Raw genomic sequence first — 18,992 nt, 5'->3', positions numbered from 1 at the left:
CATCACATTGTCACGGAAAAACTAAACCTCATGAATGATCTTATGAACTCTAAAAAGTAAGTTAATAACAAACTGCTTCTTATCGAGATTAAACAATTGTATTTCCTCTATTTCTTGATGAATCTCCTGCCATTTTTGCGCATATTTTTTTGAGAGAAATAAATTTCCTTTTTCAACGAGCGTGAGAGCTTTTTGTTGAGTTTTATCAAGAATTTCATCACAAAATTGTTGAAATTGGAATGGGGAAGAAGCAGATGAAAGTGTTTGAGCAAGCGTGTGTACAATCGTTGCATTACAAATAGGTTGCTCTAGGAGAGCATCAATTGTTTTAATAATTTCAAAACCACCATGACAAATAAGTAAAGCCGCTTTTCGAGGACTTCCTTTGGATTTTTTAATAATTATTTCAATCGTTTTTTCATCAGGTAAATCCTGATTGCTGAAAATATGTGTAATGACTTTTTTCATTTCATCATGACTCAACGGGCGAAAAGAAATTTTTTGACACCGTGAATGAATGGTTGGAAGTAATCTTCCTAAAGAATGCGCGATAATAATAAAAAGAGTCTTTGCAGGAGGTTCTTCAAGTATTTTAAGAATTGCATTGGCTGCATTTCTATTCATATCGTCTGCAGAATCAATAATAATAATACGCCATCCATTATCTTGCGATGTTCGGCTTAAAAAATGCATAACATCACGGATATCATCAATGAGTATTCCTGTTTTAAATTTTTGTGTTTTTACATCAAATCGACGTGAAACATACAAAAGACCAGGATGACTCCCCTGTGTAATTTGGCGCCATGGAATAGAATGAAGATCGGGTTTTAAGAAAATTCCCTTTTGACAACTTAAAATATTCCAAGCAAGATGAAACGCTAATGTTGCTTTTCCAATTCCATATTCTCCTTCAAATAATAACGCATGATGCAAACGCTTTTCTTTAAGCATTTGTGTCAAAAAGTAACGAACGTCTTCATGACCAAAAATAACGTTATTCTGGGACGGAGATAAAATTGTATCAATATCATCATATTGGCGTAAGATATTTATGACATCACTCATGAAAATTGATCCAACAATATCTGATGACAAAATTTTTTTATTTGATTAGCAACGACTTCCACCGAGACACTCGCATCAATAACGCGAAATCTCTGTGGCTCTTGTTGGGCCAATTGAAGAAAAGCTTGACGCCTTTGTTCTTGGATTTCCAACTGATCTTTTTCAAAATAATCGATTGCTTCTGTTTTTTTTCTTCGTAAATTTGCACGCTTTATACCACACGCTGCTGGCATATCTAATAAAAATGTTAAATGAGGCATGATACCGTTGAGTGCAACACACTCTAAAATAGAAAGAAGAGAAGAATTGACGGTTTCATTGAGTCCTTGATAAACGCGTGTAGAATCAATAAAGCGATCACATAAAACGATTTTACCTTTTTGCAAAGAAGGCGCAATAATCTCGGCAACATGGTCGGTGCGTGCTGCTGTAAACAAAACAGCTTCAATCAACGCTCCATATTGTTGTGCCTGCCCTGACAACAAAATATGCCGGATTGCTTCAGCCCCTGGTGTTCCTCCTGGTTCTCGCGTTGTAACAACATCATAACCTTGGTAAGAGAGATATTCAGCAAGTAAAGAAATTTGCACTGTTTTTCCTACCCCGTCCCCTCCTTCGAATGTGATAAAATAACCTGACACGTATAAACCTTAATCCTATTAGCGCGTAACTATAAATATTTCCGTAACCATCCAATTGTTATTTCATAGAATGCATCTTTTACTTTTGTAAAGAAACTTCCTTCTCGAACATTTTCGCCGGCAAAAACTGGTCTTTCCAAAAGAACCTGTTTATCTTCTAAAATTTGAATAACCCCAACTGATTGCCCTAAAATAATGGGTGCTTTCAATGGGCCATGATATTTAATTTTTGCTTTAACATTGACTTCTTTTTCATTTGAAAGCATAAAACTTATCGGCTTTTTAACAATAAGTGGAACAAAATTTTCTTTACCGCCATAAACAGAAGCACGACCAACCATTTTTTCCTTTGTAAAAATCGTTTTGAGATCAAAAGCTGTCATTCCCCATTGAAGAATACGTTCTATTTCCTTTGTATGTTTTTTACCATCTTGCAAACCATTGATTGCTAAAAAAAGACGCCGATGATTTTTATAAATGGTGGCAACCATTGAAAATCCTTCTTTTTCACTGTAGCCAAAACCAAATCCTTCTACACCTATTTCCCTAGAAATAAGAGGGTTTTTATTTCGTTGAAAAATATTATTCCACGTAAAATGAGGCTCACGATAAAGTGTATAATAATCTGGATATTCCTTAGCAATATAACGCGCTAATGTAATCATATCGCGCACTGTTACAAATTGTCCCTCTTCGGGAAACCCTGTTGCATTAACAAAATGGCTTTCAGATAGTCCAATTATTCTAGCGCGCTGATTCATCAGCTTTGTAAAATGAGACTCATCTCCGGATATTCCTTCAGCAAGGATAATAGCAGCATCATTTCCATTCATAATAATTAAACCACGCAAAAGATCAGACACTCTGATTTCTGTCTTTATTTTTGCAAACATAGTGGTTGTACCGGAAGGTGCCCCACCCTTGCGCCAAGCATTTTCACTAACCTTGAATTTTTGGGTACTTCTTAACAATCCCTCCTTTAATTGATGAAAGACGACTTCCGCTGTCATTAATTTTGCTAATGAAGCAGGAAAAAAAGGAATATCACTTTGTTTTTCATAAAGTATTGTTTCTGTATCATCATCAAGTAACAACACTTGTGAGGCAGAAGTTTGAAAATCTTGTGCTCTTCCGCACGGGTTAAATGCTAATATTCCCCATAAGGTCAATAAGACCCTTAATGTTGTACACATAGCCGCTCCTCCCATCCCAAAATCAATACAAAGAATCATTATATAGGAAAAAACTCTTTTATTTCTGTAAATCGAGAAATTATTGACAACATGAGGCTTTATCTTTTTCATGGGTAGGATATTAATTTATTTATGACAAGTGATCACTTTTTAAACTTAAAGCTGACCCAAATATTGTAAAATTCTCTTTTGATTTTTTCCTTTTTGAATCAATTAAAATCACTCTTTTACCCTCTATAAGTAGAGTTAGTATAAGGTGAAGATTATTAAAGAGAGAGTAAAAATACTTTTTATAAATTTCTCAACTGCCAAGGATTATTGCAAAACATAAGAGTTTTGCAAAATGTATGATGGTATTTCGTTTAAGTTTCATACGTGTAAATAAGGGGGATGCCTAATGGCTTTACAATTTTATTCTTTACGAACGCTGTCATAAAATAGGCTTGAGAGCCAGATATGTCTCCTTAAAACGAGCACGTGTGAATTGACAACGCAAAAGGGTATTTTGTTTGAGGTGTTTAGTTTAAGTGAAGAGAGTTACTCCATTAAGAAATCAGTAAAAAAGCATGAGGAAATACATAATCTCTTCATAAGGTATTATTACCTTGGGTGGCTATCGAAGGCCGCAAAGTCAAATCAAAAGGGAATATTTTTTGCTTTTTAGCTTTTATATTCTTTACCAATTAGACTGTGCAATCATTTCAGATAATTACACCAACAGGTTCATACAATCCTCTTACCTTCATTTGGTAAAAGCTGTCACCGCAGAAAAAGTTCGTGTTTGATGAGCAAATACAGTCATAAAACTAAAAAAGATCGGCAACGGATTGGAGAGATACCTTAAATTATTAATAGTAACACTCTTCCCCTTTTTTAATAGTTTAATTTGAAAATGATATCGATTAAAAATCAACAGATTTCTTTAAAAAAGTTGTAACCAATTGAGCTTTGTTCTTTTGTTTAGTTTATTTACAGAAGCAACTTGATCAAATGGCACTGGCTTATTAACCATGATAGGACCAATTTCTGGTAATTTTACTGCAACAGCTTTATTATGTTTCTCCTGTGAAACAGAATCTGCTTTAGCTAACTTTTCTTTGTTTTCTATATTGTGCTCCTTGAACAAAACAGTTTCTCTTTTTTTCGAAACCTTTTCTAACGCTAATGAATATGAAGCAGCATTTCCAGGAGTATAAGAGGCCATTAAATATGCATCATCATAATAACCAATAGGTGCTTCAGCAATATATTCTACTTTAACATCTGCGACGCCCCTATCTACATAACCAAGTATTGTTGCAGCTTGCTTTGATAAATCAATGATACGGTCTTTCATAAAAGGTCCGCGATCATTCACTCTAACAATGAGTGAAGATCCATTTTTCAAATTAGTAACACGAGCATAGCTAGGCAAAGGCATTGTAGGATGAGCAGCAGTCAAAAGATTCATGTCATAAATTTCACCATTTGCCGTTAAACGCCCATGAAAATCCGAACCATACCATGATGCTTCGCCAACACGTGCATACGTTGGATCATTTTCAGGATAATACCACTTTCCTTTTATCTGGTAAGGTTTACCAACAATCGCTCGCCCACGTTTTTTGGTTTCTGATTGATTTTTATTATTGGATATTTTTTTCGGTAGAACAGAAGTATTTACGTCAATTGGTTTATTATGATAGAAATCTTTTATTGAAAAATGTGCGGTTTCGCTTGAGCAACAAGACACCAATGATTGAGAAATAACGATCATAGAAAATAATTGAAATGTTTTTTTGATAATAGAAGTAAATTTCTTTTTACTATTTGAAGGCATCTATTCAGTCCACTTATTTCTGTTAAGTACTGCTGTAAAAACCACATCACGCTTCTTGCACGCGAGAGAAGAATTCACGCTTTTAAATGATATCCCTCGCGCATATACCATCCTTGAATTCGCCTCTTTTATCAAAAAATTAACATATTGTTAACCATTTTATGATTGTCATAAAAAATAAATGCGCTATATAAAAGTATAAAAAAATAAAAAATATATAAATCAATACGTTATAGAAAATCTACTTTATAAGATAAGTTGTGAATAAATACAAATTGTAAATAAGTATGACGATTTTACCAACTTATTTCATGTAATGCGGCGGGTATTAAAAACAGCCCATGAATTACGAAAACGTGTAGCCACACTTGCTATCAGCGCAGGTGTAATTATATCGCAAGTTTTAAAGCACTTTCGGATTGGGCAGAGGAGAACTCTATAGAAAAAAGCTACGAGAAAAGGATTGGCTACAGAATCAATAAAAAAGATCTCCCAAAATTAGGGCAGTTAAAAAAATAAAAAGAATTAAAATAAAAAAGATTCTCAAACTTTTGTATAGCCTATTGAGATCCTTTAGAGTTGGTGAGCGCGCAGGGATTCGAACCCTGGACCTACTGATTAAAAGTCAGTTGCTCTACCAGCTGAGCTACGCGCTCTCACACAAGCTATTTAGTTTGCAGACTATCTAGTTTGCAGAAAGTGAAGGGAACATACGGTTGACTTTTCATTTGGTCAACACTTTTTGAAAAAAATATTATTATTTTTTTTAGTTATCAATAATTTTCCGTTTTTTCCCTTTCTTCGTCATTGTAGAGTTGCTCTTTGATCTTCTTTTTGAAATCTCGATGCGAAAATAATTTAACGATAAAAAATATTTCATAGATTAGAAATGCCCAAATTACAAAAACCCCCTCTCTCCACACATAGGCTATTAAGCATTATGGATAGAGCAGAAAAATACTTCCTACTCTATATTACTTTTATATCTTTATGTTTTAATTTTTAAGCATGAACGAGATTTATAAAATAAAACATTGATTTATAATAATTTATCATTTTCTCTCTCAATACAAAGAGAAGAATAAATCGATTAAAAAAGAAATGAAAATGTCTTTTGTATTTTCTTTCAATAAGCAAAAATTATCATAACATGAGGGGCGGAAAATAGGTATGGTAGTGTAAAGCTTTTGAGATGTAAAGATAGCGTTGCACAATAGATCTTATGTTATTTGCAAGATCATCTTGAGGAAAGCGGCACATTAAGAGATATCTTATTTTTAATAAATATGCGAATGAGCAACAATGGCATTTTGAGGAGGTGGCTTTTATTCAGGCACGATGATTCTATAACGAAAGCCAGCTATTTTATAGAATAAAGCAGATGTTAAACAGAAAAATTTGGCCTCATTGAAAATATCTGACATGACTCTAAATTATGCTTATTATTCTAGCTATAGATAATTTGACTAAACAATAAAAAAACAGAAACAATGTAAAAATGATTCTAAATATACATAAAGTGATCCGTCACGCTATTGAAAGAATGTATTTTATTTAACTTTTTATATGAGAAAATTATAAAACACGTAGATATACAAAAAATAAAGGAATAACTCTGACCATAAAATTGGATATTGAATAATTCATTCAGAGCTATAAAATATTTTTTGTATGTCATTTAATATTAGTATAGTTTTATAATATATAAATAATATTATGATAAATTTATTAAAATAAATTTCATACTTATCATATTTAAATATGTCTATAAATAAACATGTTACCTCATTAACTTCACTTATAAGATAAAAAATTAAAGAAAATAATTTTGATTTAGCAAAATAAATTTAGAATTATTATAATATACACTTGTTTTTTTACTGTAATCTTTTTTATTCTTTTGATTGGAACATTGAATGCTGACATGTAAACAATATGAGCTCCTCTTGTTTATTCACAATCATGTAAAAGAAACAGGTGTTCCCCCTTCTTTTGAAGAAATGAAAAATGCTTTAGAACTTTCTTCAAAGTCTGGCATTCATAAGCTCATTGTAGCCTTAGAACAGCGAGGTTTTATACGTCGTTTACCCAATCGTGCTCGTGCAATAGAGGTGATTCGACTCCCTGAGAAAATAACATTTAGCCTTTCTTTAGCACGTAAGATTTCTCCCAGTATGATAGAAAAAAATAAAAGAAAAATATCAACAAACTTAGCTAATCTTGAAAATTTTGAGGAAGAAGAAAAAAAAAATACCACAATTCCCATTATGGGACGTATTTCTGCGAGTGTACCCGCCTCTGCTATACTGCAACAAACAAGCACACTTTCTCTTCCACACGATATGGTTAATACAGGTGAGCACTATGCATTAGAAGTTAAAGATAATTCTATGGTGGAGGCTGGTATCCTTGATAAAGATACGATTATTGTGAAACGTCAAAATACAGCAATATCAGGTGAAATTATTATCGCATTTATTGATAAAAAAGAGGCAACATTAAAACGTTATCGACGCAAAGGGACCTCTGTTGCATTAGAAGCCGCCAATCCTCACTACGAAGTACGTACATACAAATCCGAACGTGTAGAAATACAAGGTAAACTTACCGGACTTATTCGCAAATATTAAAAAATACACCTATATACGCGATAAATATCGCAATAAAATGTAGTAAAAAACTGCTGAGTATTTTTTGATATTGTGCCACACGCAGTTGACTTTCTTCCTACAACCAAAGGATTCAACCAATTCGGTTTATAAACAAATTTAAAACCTTATCGAGTAAGTTTTGGTTCTCTTTTTCTCTCATATGTTGTTCACTTAATACAAGGCTCGACAAGTAAGCTTTAAAATATTCACCAAATACTCTAAAAGATCTTGAATGCTTTGAAGGAGTCTGTCTTAATATCATCGCCCTCAAAACAGCATTTGACAGTGTAATAAAATAAATTTGTAAGCACACACAAAATAATCTAGAAAAAAATAAAATAAATTTATAACAGATTGTTATCTATAAAAATAAAGAACATTTCTTACTTTTAAAGTCAATAAAAGCGAAACGCAATCGTTCACAGTAATTATAGGATCATCATGATAGCACCTCGTATTAGTTTTGTCTCTCTTGGATGCCCAAAAGCACTTGTAGATTCTGAGCGAATTATTACAAGTCTCCGTTCTGAAGGGTATGAAATTTCGCGTCAACATCAAGGAGCTGATGTCGTTATTGTGAATACCTGTGGTTTTCTTGACTCTGCCAGAAAAGAATCATTAGCCAATATTGATGAAGCTCTCAAAAAAAATGGAAAAGTGATTGTAACAGGGTGTCTTGGTGCTGATCCTGAGGTTATTTGCCAAGAATACCCTAATGTATTGGCCATTACAGGACCACAAGCTTATGAAAGTGTTATACAAGCTGTTCATACAGCAATTCCCCCTGTTCATGATCCTTTTCTTGATTTAGTTCCTCCCCAAGGTATTCGTTTAACACCACGCCATTATGCCTATTTAAAGATTTCTGAAGGATGTTCTAACAGCTGTAGTTTTTGTATCATCCCTACACTGCGTGGTGATCTCACTTCACGTCCCATCAGTGATGTTCTTCGAGAAGCTGAAAAACTTGTACAAGCAGGTGTAAAAGAGCTCTTGGTTATTTCACAAGATACGAGTGCTTATGGTATTGACCTTAAATATCTCGAAAATTCTTGGAAAGGTCGAACAATCAAAACAAAATTCTTTGACCTTTGTCGCGAACTAGGTAATATGGGCATTTGGGTGCGTATGCATTACGTTTATCCTTATCCCCATGTGGATGAGATTATCGAACTTATGGCGGCAAAAAAAATTCTCCCTTATCTGGATATACCTTTTCAGCATGCATCACCGACTGTTTTGCGTCATATGAAGCGTCCTGCTCTTATGGAAAAAACAAACCGTAGAATTGAAAAGTGGCGAAAAATATGTCCAGATCTCACCTTACGGTCAACATTTATTGTTGGATTTCCAGGCGAAACAAATGAGGATTTTAATATGCTTCTAGAATGGTTAGAAGAAGCGAAAATTGAACGCGCTGGATGCTTTAAATATGAAGAAGTAAAAGGAGCCGTTGCAAATGATTTGGGATTAGAAAATATTCCTGAAGACATAAAAGAAAACCGCTGGCATCGCTTTATGGCAAAACAACAACAAATTTCTACACATCTTTTAAAGAAAAAAATTGGAAAAAGACTCCAAGTCCTTATCGATGAAAGTCAAGGAAAAGTTGCCAAAGGACGTAGTCAATACGATGCTCCAGAAATAGATGGTATTGTCCACATATCATCACGACGCCCCTTGCGTGTCGGTGAATTTGTCACCGTTAAAATTGAACAATCTGATGCCTATGACCTTTATGGTATAGCCGTTTAAAAATTGAACTTATTTTCATCCCAATGACGAAGTTTTCCATCAGAGTTAGTTTATAAAAAAGCACCAGTTTACAATAGGGTTGGGTTACTTGTGTGACTCACTTCACGAGAATTTATAAGCAATCCCTTCCCTGAAGGATCACTGTACATTCTAAAAATACTTATTTTTATCAAGTTCTTAAAACAATTTTGGTTTACTGTTCTAAATAATGGTGATTTACGGCACAACAGGATAAGATAAAATCTACAAAATTCTCTCATTTTTACATTAAAAAAGAGAAAACCAATAATTTATATCATGTTCCCATTTTCAATATTATGATAGTTATTGGTTATTTAAAGAAAGCTTTTTAAATTGTGTTTATAAGTACAATAGCTTCACTTGTGATATGTGGGTGGATGTTTTTTTATGGATAAAATAAGAAAATTTAAAATAAAACTCCTACGATTGTTAAATTGCAAAGCAATAAATTATCATTATAAATAAGTACCTTATCTTAAACTGATTAAACTTATTTTTTAGATCTCATTTTTATTAATACATTTTAAAATCAAAGAACTTCTTATCAAGTAAGTGACTTGGGCGTACATTCGTTAAAGCGCGAATCATTGTATCTTTACGTCCTGGCATTTGTCTTTCTATATTTTTCAGCATTTCTTTCATTGCATTACGTTGTAAACCATCTTGACTACCGCAAAGATTACAAGGAATAATTGGAAATTGCATTGCTTGAGCAAATTTTTCCATATCTTCCTCAGCGACATAGACAAGAGGACGTAACACAAAAAGATCACCTTCATCATTTTTAAGTTTTCCAGGCATAGCGGCTAATCGACCACCATGAAACAAATTCATAAAAAACGTTTCCAAAACATCATCACGGTGATGCCCTAAAACTAATGCCGAACAGCCCTCCTCACGTGCAATGCGATAGAGGTTACCACGTCGCAATCGAGAACAAAGTGAACAATATGTCTGTGTTTCTACCAATTTATCTGTAACAATGGAATAAGTATCTTGATATTCAATACGATAGGGAATTTTATAAGAAGTGAAAAAGTCTGGAAGAATATGTTTAGGGAAACCTGGTTGCCCCTGATCAAGATTACAAGCAAGAATTTCAACAGGTAAAAGACCACGCCACTTTAAATCTAAAAGAAGTGCTAATAAGCCATAAGAGTCTTTTCCGCCCGATAAAGCAACAAGCCATTTTTTTCCAGTAGAAAGCATAGAAAAATCATCCAAAGCTTGTCGCATATGACGCAAAAGTCGTTTGCGCAATTTATTAAATTCCACACTTGAAGGAGCGCGCCGAAATATTGGATGACAATCATCTGCTTTGCTTGCCAAAAGATCATCCTCTTCGTTTTCTTCTATTGCCTGATATTCAACGGAAACATCATTCATAAGACCATATCCTGCACAAGTAATAGCTCATATTGCAAAGATAGAAATAAATATAAAGCAAGCTTACATTTAAGTTTTTTAACTTTATAAAAACAGATACGAAAAAAAGAAATGGAACTATATAAGCTTATAACACTAGAATAGTGTAATAAACTTAATATAGAACCATTTGAAAATATTTTCTAACTTCAAAGATTATAAAAACAACACAACAGTTTGAAATTATAATAATAGAAGAGAAACAACTTTTCTCATAAAAAATTATCGAGAATAAAATTCAACGACCAAATTAGGTTCCATTTGCACAGCATAAGGAACATCTGCAAAGGCAGGAATACGTGTAAAGGTCGCTTTCATATGTTTATGATCTGCTTCAATATAATCGGGAACATCACGTTCCGCTAACTGTACTGATTCTAAAACCAACAAAAGTTGTTTTGATTTTTCCCGAACCTCAATAACATCACCTGGCTTACAACGATACGATTGAATATTTGTACGTCGCCCATTTACATTCACATGACCATGATTAATAAATTGGCGAGAAGCAAAAATCGTAGGCACAAATTTTGCACGATAGACAACAGCATCCAAACGCGATTCTAAAAGACCGATAAGATTTTCACCTGTATCACCTCGACGACGAGCAGCTTCCACATAAGTTTTATGAAATTGCTTTTCTGAAATATCGCCATAAAACCCCTTCAACTTCTGTTTAGCGCGCAATTGCACCCCATAGTCAGAAAGTTTTCCTTTACGGCGCTGCCCATGCTGACCTGGACCATAATCACGACGATTGACAGGAGATTTTGGACGACCCCAAATATTTTCTCCCATACGTCGATCAATTTTATATTTTGTTGTTTCGCGTTTACTCATCGCATTTCCTTTAAAATAAAACACGAGATCTGAAGATCCCAAGGAAACGCGCCCTCCTCTGCCTTTAAACATAAAAGACTGACAGAATAGCTTAACATACCAATTATGCAAAGCTATCCACGGGACACGTCAATGACAGCTATTTTCTTGAAAGAAAAAGCTGGAGTATCTTTATTGATCCCGTATCCCAAAGTCAACTCTTTTCATCAGTTTTAAGCCAAATCCTTTTAACAAATTCTCCGTTGAAGAAGTGATATTTTTCGATGTCAGCAATGCAAAATCTTGATATTTCTTTACGGGGGTCTGATGTATTTTTTTCGACAAGGGCAATAATGACCTGATATGTTTGGCGATCGCTTTTGCTGGATCAATCCAGTCAACAGACCATAGAGCTTGTTCACGAAAGAAGTTAATCAAAAAAGGATAATGCGTGCAGGCTAAAACAATAACATCAGTATATTTGCCATTTTTTTCCACAAAACATGGCAAGATTTCTTTTCTTAACACTTCTAAATTGATAGATTTTCCCCGTAAATAATCTTCAGCAAATCCAGCAAGCTTTTCACTTCCTACAAGCTTAACATGACACTGTCCAGCAAAAGAGTTAATTAATTCATTTGTATAGGCACGTTTAACAGTTCCAGGAGTCGCTAATACGGAAATAAAACCAGATTTCGTTTGCTCAGCAGCTGATTTAATTGCAGGAACCGTTCCCACAAAAAGAACATGAGGGAAATTCTGTCGTAGATCTGCCATCATCAATGTAGAAACAGTGTTGCAAGCAATTACACATAAGGCGGGATTATAGCGTGCTAAAAGATTTGTAAAAATCTTTAAAATGCGTTCTTTAAGAACATTTTCTTCCCAATTACCATAAGGAAACCCTGCGTCATCAGCTACATAAATAAATTGTATTTCAGGAATAAAAATGCGCGCTTCCCTCAACACTGTTAAACCACCAATACCACTATCAAAAAAAAGAACAGGTCGTACATCCATTAGTTTTCACACTTGTTTTTAATTTTTTGACGATCACGCTCGTTAGGGGCTCTACTCCCCCGTGGATATTGTGGAGAAAAATGATCCAATGAAGATATAACGCCTCGCAATAAGCGAACCTCAGATTCACTAAAGTTAGCACGCGTAAAAACAGAGCGTAAATTTGTAAGCATAACCTCTTTTCGTTCTCGGGGCCTAAAATACCCACGGATATCCAAAGCCTCTTCCAATTGAGATAAAAAACCATGAAAGGCTGCTTTATTTGCAGGCTCCATCTTTACTGCATGAAATGCCGTATCGCTCACATGTTCTAGACCTGCTTTCATCCATTCATAAGACATCAAAAGAACCGCTTGTGCAATATTAAGTGACGCAAAAGCAGGATTAACTGGAAAAGTGATGATTTCATCCACAAGGCTAATTTCATTATTTTCTAGTCCCCATCTCTCTCTTCCAAAGACAATACCTGTTTTATGTCCGATATTCTCACGCTGACGGAGTACATTTGCTGCTTCGACAGCACTTTTTACAGTTTTAAATCCGCATCTTTCACGGGCTGTTGTCGCAAAAACATAATGTAAATCTGCAATTGAATCACGCAATGTGTCAAAAATCACGGTGTTGTTAATGACATGATCAGCTTTACTTGCTGCAGCTCTAGCTTTTTCATTTGGAAATGTTTCTCGAGGTTTGACGAGCCGAAGCTTAGAAAGCCCAAAATTTGCCATTGCCCTTGCGACCATGCCAATATTTTCTGGAAGCTGCGGTTCAACTAAAATAATAATGGGTCCATTTGTTAAATTTTCACGATTCTTATTCGTTCCAGCCATCAACCTTACCTAGTTTCATTTAACGATTTCTCTCTCCACTATTTTTTTAACGTAACTTTCTTCACAGTACTCTAATGTTGCTTAATAATAAATTATAGGCAATGTTATCCTTCCATTCAAAGAGTATAGATTTCTCTCATAAAAATTTTAAAAGCCATTAAAGTGAACGATGAAGTTTATAACAATTTATATAAGATATCATGGCGTTTTTTACATCAATTTTATTTTTTAAATGGGAATAGCTCTTACAAATCATAATCTCAGTTGAATTATGAAATTATAAATCCTAAAAAAGAAATATGTACTTTATTCCCAAACTTTTTCCTGCAAAGCTTATCCGTCGTTATAAACGTTTCCTTGCAGATGTTAAACAGGATGACCAACACATCTTCACTGTGTCGGTACCAAACACAGGATCAATGCTTGGATTGACAGCTTCCAACGCCAATATTTGGCTTTCATATCATAAAAATACCAAGAGAAAATATGCCTATCAATTAGAAATTGTCGAATCTGATAATACTTTAGTTGGTATTAATACCGCTTTACCTAATAAACTTGCATTAGAAGCAATTCAAAACGGATTGATACCTGAATTAAGTGGATATAAAACAATTTTAAAAGAGCAACGCTATGGAACACAATCGCGCATTGATTTTCTTTTACGGGATGACATTCTTCCTGATTGTTACCTAGAAGTCAAAAATGTCCATTTTATTCGTCAAAAAGGATTAGCAGAATTTCCAGACAGCGTAACAAAACGAGGAGCCCGTCACCTTGATGAGCTCATACAGGTCGTACAACAAGGAAAACGAGCTGCTATGCTTTATGTTATTCAACGAGAAGATTGTGCAGCTTTTACCATCTGTCATGACCTTGATCCACTCTATGGACGTAAATTTGATTTAGCATTAAAATCGGGGGTAGAATGTTATGCTGTAAAATGTCAGTTAAGTGTAGAAGGTATTTTTCCGATTGAGAGAGTAAAAATAGAAAACAGAAAAAACAATGATTGAATATATTGAATATAATAAAGCCCCTTTAAAATTTAACGGGAAAATTCGCATTTTCGATGACTATGCTTTCGCTAAAATGCGTGAAGTTGGTCGTATTGCTGCAGAATGTCTTGATGCACTTACGGATCTTATTAAACCTGGTGTCACTACGCAAGAAATTGATGATTTTGTATTTACTTTTGGTGCCCAAAAAGGAGCTCTTCCTGCTGACCTAAATTATCATGGATACAATCATTCATGCTGCACATCTATCAATCACGTTGTCTGTCATGGTATTCCTAATAAAAGACCCTTGCAAGAAGGCGATATTGTGAATGTTGATGTGACCTTTATTCTTGATGGTTGGCATGGTGATTCAAGCCGGATGTATCCTGTTGGAAAAATTAGACGTGCTGCAGAACGCCTTTTACAAATAACCTATGAAAGTCTTATGAGGGGCATTGCTGTCGTTAAACCTGGAGCAACGACAGGGGATATTGGTGCTGCCATTCAACAGTATGCAGAATCTGAACGGTGCTCAATTGTGAGAGATTTTTGCGGACATGGTATCGGTCAACTGTTTCATGATACCCCCAATATTCTTCATTATGGAAATCCTGGAGAAGGAATCGAATTAAAACAAGGGATGATCTTTACAATTGAGCCTATGATTAATCTTGGTAAGCCACAAGTTAAAATTTTATCTGACGGTTGGACTGCTGTTACTCGTGATCGCTCTTTGACAGCACAATATGAGCATACAATTGGTGTCACAAATGAAGGGTATGAAATATTTACACAATCGCCTAAAAATATCTTTTATATTCCAAATTCGCAGATCTAATCCACTGTAGAGATGTTATGGTTAAAAAAATAAATCAAAAGGAAAATATTCAAAGTACTCACTTTGCATTAACATCAAATTCTCCACCCACCCCAGTATCAGAAAGAAAAAGTAAAGAACTTAAGAGAAACACACAGCTTGATAAACATTATCAAGGACATCGTGAGCGTCTTCGAAAACGTTATTTAAAGTCAAAAGGAAATGCTCTTGAAGATTATGAATATCTTGAATTATTGCTTTTTCGCACAATACCTCGGGCAAACACAAAGCCTATAGCTAAAAATTTGATAGCACATTTTGGTTCATTAGCTGATGTATTAGGAGCTGATATTCATCGACTTCAAGAGGTTCAAGGATGTGGTCCCGCAACGGCAATTGATTTAAAAATTATTTCAGATGTTGCTGGACGTCTTGCTCGTTCAGAGTTGTTTAAACGCGATATTTTTTCATCATGGGATAAAGTACTAGCATATTGTAAAGCTGTTATGGCTCACGAAACACGTGAACAATTTCGTATTTTATTTCTCGATAAGAAAAACGGCTTACTTGCTGATGAAGTCCAACAAACTGGAACCATTGATCATACCCCTGTTTATCCTCGTGAAGTTATTTTTCGAGCTTTAGAGTTATCCGCATCAGGACTTATCTTAGTCCACAATCATCCTTCTGGTGATTCTACCCCTTCTGATGCAGATATAACAATGACATACAGATTAAAAGACGCGGCAAATGCATTAGGTATTACGGTTCATGATCACCTTATTATTGCACGCCACAACCATACAAGCTTTAAAGCATTAAAACTCATATAAACCTTTATGGGGAAAAAAGACTTCATTCAAGGATGAATAGCCAATCAAGTTTCTAAATCAATATCTAATATAGCCATTGAAAAATTATAGGATAGCTCATCTTCATCTTCATCTCGATAGATAACGCCTAAAAACTCATCCCCCATATAGACCTCACAAGAATCATCCTTTTTAGGCCGTGCTCTGACTTGCAATGCTGAGTTTTGGAATGTATTTTTTAAATAATTATCAAGTTTTTTTATTTCATCAGCATTCACTATGCTCTCCTGTTTTTTTGAAACAATTTAAATAACCGCATGTCGCGCGAATAAGACACTTATCTGATTCTGTAAAGCCAGTTAAAAAGCTTAATCTGAATATTGGCTTAATATTACATATATTTACAACTTTTTCTTTATATATTCATAAAGAACTTTTATAAAAGGAGTCTATCATTATTAAATATACTCGTATAGATAAAAAAATGGCAGAAAACTGTATATTTTAAATAATTTTACTTTATCTCCAGTTTTAGCATCTGTATTTATGAATACATATTTAGAAGAAAAATTAATCAACGATTTATAATTTTGTCCCTTTTATAAAAAATAAAATAATAATAATTTTTATTTGAACTTAGATTTTTTAGCAAAAAATATTATTACGTCACTCAAAAACAATTCTGTTCAACAAATTTTAAATATAGTTATCTAGCTTTAAAAGAATTACATATTTTAAAAAATATACAAAATAAGTGAAAAAAACTTATGTCAAAATGGAGAAGTTTTTAAACAAGCTTTTGAGTTTATACACGAAAATATTGGGTATTTTTGTAAATGCTAAGACCTATCAAAATTTTTATTTTATAGGATAACGAGAAAGAAAATTGATAACACCTTTTTTATAAACTTTATCACCTACAGCAAGCATATGATCTCGATCAGGAATTGATAAAGCTTCACCACAAGGCAACAAAGCTGCTAATGGCTCTGCAGCACCGCCAATCTCATCTAATGAACCAACGGCAACAAGTGCGGGTTGTTCAATTTTATAAATTTCAGACGCCGTTAACTCCTGTTTTGATGTGATAATACAAGCAGCCAGAGCACGTCTATCACTTTTCGTTTGATCAGCAAATTTACGGAACATTAAACCACGCGTATTGGTAATGGTAGAGGGATCTTCCGCTAAAAGAGCCTCAGCAACAGGTTCCCAATTTCCTGCACCCGTTACCATACCAATACCTAAACCACCAAAAATAACGCTGTTCACATATGTTGGATATAAAAGAGCCATAAAAGCACTAATACGAGCTCCCATAGAATACCCCATAACATGGGCTTTAGATAATTCTAAATGCTGTAAGAGTTTGACCGCATCGCCAGCCATAGCTTGAGGTGTATAAAAGCTAGGATCATAACTTTTAACTGAATCTCCATGCCCTCGATTATCAAGAGCAATAACACGATATCCCGCTTCAGTGAGAATACGAAACCAACCCGTTGTATACCAATTCACCCGAGCAGAAGATCCAAAACCATGAATCAACAAAATAGGTGCACCTTGCCCTTCTTCTCGATAAGCAAAGCGCAAACCATCATATTCAAAAAAACGAACGTCCTCAGCTGTCATTGTTTATTACACTTTCCACAAATAACAGGATGAATAATATGTTGCCCTTTTTGTATCTGTTTTTCAGAAACCTCACCAGCATTAATCTCAAGTGCAAAAGCTGCCGGAACGCCTGAAGAAATGATTTTTTTTGAAAATGGAGAAGTGTTTTCAATAATCGATACAATAACCCCTTTAGAGTTTAAAAAAATCATATCTAAGGGCAATGGTGTATTTTTCATCCACATAAAAAGCTTTTGTTCACCTCCCGATTGATAATTTTTCTTCTGCTTAAAAAGCATTGCACGATCGCGTGGAAAATCAGTCCGATACATTAAACCCGCTGCTGCTTGAGAGGGAGTAAAAGCAATCTCTACCTTATAAGAAACTATACCTTGGCTTGTGTGTATTTCTAAAAGAACCGAATGGACAGGAATCTCTATGGGCTCCTTCGCGACAACAACGCGCATTTCTAACATAAAAAGCATCGCCCATAAAACAATATATCCTTTTTTAAAAGGCTGTAACACTCTTGTCTCTACCACAAAAAAATTTATACTTTGTTTCTAAAATAAAAAATATCAGAGTTTAAAAGCCAAAAAACTAGAGAGTTGTTCTCTTGCTTTCCTTATTTTTTTCAATAAGTACACGCATTTTTCTTACTTAGTTTATAAACTCACAAGAGCCATAACAAAGACCCTCTATAGCTATTTATACAATAACACCCTTTTAAAAATACAAAAATGTAATGACTTCATTCGTAAAATTCAATGAGTAGCGATTTAATGTGTTGTTGCAAAAGGAAATCCTATATCTGGATAAATTTCTGCTGTCATCAAACCTTTTTCCCCTTTACCAAATCGGACAAGAACAACTTGCCCTGAACGAAGCTCTGCTAAACCAAAACGGCGCAACGTTTCCATATGAATAAAAATATCTTCTGTCCCCTGCCCACGGCTAAGAAAACCAAAACCTTTGTCACGATTAAACCACTTAACAATTGCACGCTCTAGACCACTTTCTGGAGTAACAACAACATGAGTACGGGCAGGAACTTCTGATGGATGAACTGCTGAAGAACAATCGATGGATTTCACTTGAACGCATTTTAACCCTCGCTCAGTTTTTTCCACAGCGCAAATAACTTTAGCGCCCTCCAAAGCTGTTTGGAAACCATCCCTTCGCATGACTGTAACATGCAATAATATATCAGGGAAATGAGGCAAATCAGGTACAATAAATCCATAGCCCTTACTACCATCAAACCACTTAATGACACCACTGATTTCGATAATCTCCCCACAAGTACCTATACTCTCCTCAGATAGGGAACAATCTTTTAATGCATCCTTACTCGTCATAATAACGTGATCCTGTAGCTTATAAATTGTACAATATTGATTCTCTAGGTTTAAGTAAACATTGCTCTTGTATCAACACGCAAGCCCCAAGATAAGATTTCCCCATATTGTCGTATCTCTTACACGTTAATATCAACATGAAATTTAT

At 34.5% G+C, this 18,992-nt stretch carries 16 protein-coding genes, 1 tRNA gene and 1 pseudogene; 5 read left to right on the top strand and 13 right to left on the bottom strand.

Translation table 11 applies throughout. The features are described from left to right. Window positions 1–21: 21 nt before the first annotated feature. The 5 genes from PVV59_RS01605 to PVV59_RS01585 all read right to left on the bottom strand — a co-directional run bounded on the left by PVV59_RS01605 (window position 22) and on the right by PVV59_RS01585 (window position 5,377). On the bottom strand, window positions 22–1,068 hold the full coding sequence (locus tag PVV59_RS01605; RefSeq protein WP_273754166.1) for a DNA polymerase III subunit delta': 1,047 nt from the start codon (window positions 1,066–1,068) through the stop codon (window positions 22–24). Continuing rightward, window positions 1,065–1,709 carry a dTMP kinase gene (tmk, locus tag PVV59_RS01600; protein ID WP_273754164.1) on the bottom strand — a complete coding sequence of 215 codons (645 nt, stop codon included), beginning with the start codon at window positions 1,707–1,709 and terminating at the stop codon, window positions 1,065–1,067. Before tmk ends, PVV59_RS01605 begins: the two co-directional genes overlap by 4 nt. 29 nt (window positions 1,710–1,738) lie before the next feature. Beyond that, window positions 1,739–2,902, bottom strand: a complete 1,164-nt coding sequence (locus PVV59_RS01595; protein ID WP_273754338.1) for a D-alanyl-D-alanine carboxypeptidase family protein — start codon at window positions 2,900–2,902, stop codon at window positions 1,739–1,741. Between the two features lie 922 nt (window positions 2,903–3,824). After that, entirely contained in the window at window positions 3,825–4,721 is an 897-nt protein-coding gene (locus PVV59_RS01590) for a septal ring lytic transglycosylase RlpA family protein (protein WP_273754162.1), read from the bottom strand. A 580-nt stretch (window positions 4,722–5,301) separates the two neighbouring features. Then, a tRNA-Lys gene (locus PVV59_RS01585) sits at window positions 5,302–5,377 on the bottom strand. A 1,260-nt stretch (window positions 5,378–6,637) separates the two neighbouring features. Between PVV59_RS01585 and lexA the strand changes: the two genes are divergently transcribed. Both lexA and rimO read left to right on the top strand, forming a co-directional pair. Continuing rightward, window positions 6,638–7,351, top strand: a complete 714-nt coding sequence (lexA, locus tag PVV59_RS01580) for a transcriptional repressor LexA (protein WP_273754161.1) — start codon at window positions 6,638–6,640, stop codon at window positions 7,349–7,351. A gap of 462 nt (window positions 7,352–7,813) precedes the next feature. Further along, window positions 7,814–9,127, top strand: coding sequence for a 30S ribosomal protein S12 methylthiotransferase RimO (rimO, locus tag PVV59_RS01575; protein ID WP_273754159.1), 1,314 nt, complete (start codon window positions 7,814–7,816; stop codon window positions 9,125–9,127). A 534-nt stretch (window positions 9,128–9,661) separates the two neighbouring features. On the opposite strand, the gene ttcA is transcribed toward rimO, so the two are convergent. From ttcA to PVV59_RS01555, 4 genes and pseudogenes are all read right to left on the bottom strand, one after another. Continuing rightward, complete coding sequence (ttcA, locus tag PVV59_RS01570) at window positions 9,662–10,534, bottom strand: tRNA 2-thiocytidine(32) synthetase TtcA (protein ID WP_273754158.1); 873 nt, start codon at window positions 10,532–10,534, stop codon at window positions 9,662–9,664. Between the two features lie 261 nt (window positions 10,535–10,795). Beyond that, window positions 10,796–11,413 (bottom strand): 30S ribosomal protein S4, encoded by a 618-nt coding sequence (rpsD, locus tag PVV59_RS01565; protein ID WP_273754156.1) that lies wholly within the window; start codon window positions 11,411–11,413, stop codon window positions 10,796–10,798. Between the two features lie 171 nt (window positions 11,414–11,584). Then, on the bottom strand, window positions 11,585–12,412 hold the full coding sequence (murI, locus tag PVV59_RS01560) for a glutamate racemase (protein ID WP_273754154.1): 828 nt from the start codon (window positions 12,410–12,412) through the stop codon (window positions 11,585–11,587). After that, a pseudogene (locus tag PVV59_RS01555) lies at window positions 12,384–13,242 on the bottom strand (RNA methyltransferase). Before PVV59_RS01555 ends, murI begins: the two are co-directional and overlap by 29 nt. 299 nt (window positions 13,243–13,541) lie before the next feature. Between PVV59_RS01555 and sfsA the strand changes: the two are divergent. Genes sfsA through radC form a run of 3 tightly spaced genes read left to right on the top strand, consistent with a single transcriptional unit; the run spans window position 13,542 to window position 15,893 of the window. After that, window positions 13,542–14,258 (top strand): DNA/RNA nuclease SfsA, encoded by a 717-nt coding sequence (sfsA, locus tag PVV59_RS01550; RefSeq protein WP_273754151.1) that lies wholly within the window; start codon window positions 13,542–13,544, stop codon window positions 14,256–14,258. Beyond that, a complete protein-coding gene (gene map / locus PVV59_RS01545) occupies window positions 14,251–15,081 on the top strand; it encodes a type I methionyl aminopeptidase (RefSeq protein ID WP_273754150.1) in 831 nt (276 codons plus the stop codon). The genes sfsA and map overlap by 8 nt, the downstream gene beginning before the upstream one ends. 17 nt (window positions 15,082–15,098) lie before the next feature. Beyond that, window positions 15,099–15,893, top strand: coding sequence for a DNA repair protein RadC (gene radC, locus PVV59_RS01540; protein ID WP_273754149.1), 795 nt, complete (start codon window positions 15,099–15,101; stop codon window positions 15,891–15,893). Between the two features lie 44 nt (window positions 15,894–15,937). Here the strand turns inward: radC and PVV59_RS01535 are convergent, their stop codons facing one another. The 4 genes from PVV59_RS01535 to PVV59_RS01520 form a co-directional block, all read right to left on the bottom strand. Continuing rightward, a complete protein-coding gene (locus PVV59_RS01535) occupies window positions 15,938–16,150 on the bottom strand; it encodes a DUF3126 family protein (RefSeq protein ID WP_273754148.1) in 213 nt (70 codons plus the stop codon). Between the two features lie 580 nt (window positions 16,151–16,730). Next, window positions 16,731–17,504: an alpha/beta fold hydrolase gene (locus tag PVV59_RS01530; RefSeq protein ID WP_273754147.1), complete on the bottom strand. Its 774-nt coding sequence runs from the start codon at window positions 17,502–17,504 to the stop codon at window positions 16,731–16,733. After that, a complete protein-coding gene (locus tag PVV59_RS01525; protein ID WP_273754146.1) occupies window positions 17,501–18,013 on the bottom strand; it encodes a DUF192 domain-containing protein in 513 nt (170 codons plus the stop codon). Before PVV59_RS01525 ends, PVV59_RS01530 begins: the two co-directional genes overlap by 4 nt. Window positions 18,014–18,265: 252 nt before the next feature. Beyond that, window positions 18,266–18,844 (bottom strand): cold-shock protein, encoded by a 579-nt coding sequence (locus tag PVV59_RS01520; RefSeq protein ID WP_273754145.1) that lies wholly within the window; start codon window positions 18,842–18,844, stop codon window positions 18,266–18,268. Window positions 18,845–18,992: the final 148 nt, after the last annotated feature.

Origin of the sequence: Bartonella sp. MM73XJBT.G, assembly GCF_028618435.1 — a bacterium.
Taxonomy (GTDB): domain Bacteria; phylum Pseudomonadota; class Alphaproteobacteria; order Rhizobiales; family Rhizobiaceae; genus Bartonella.
This window is presented reverse-complemented; position numbering and strand designations above follow the sequence as displayed.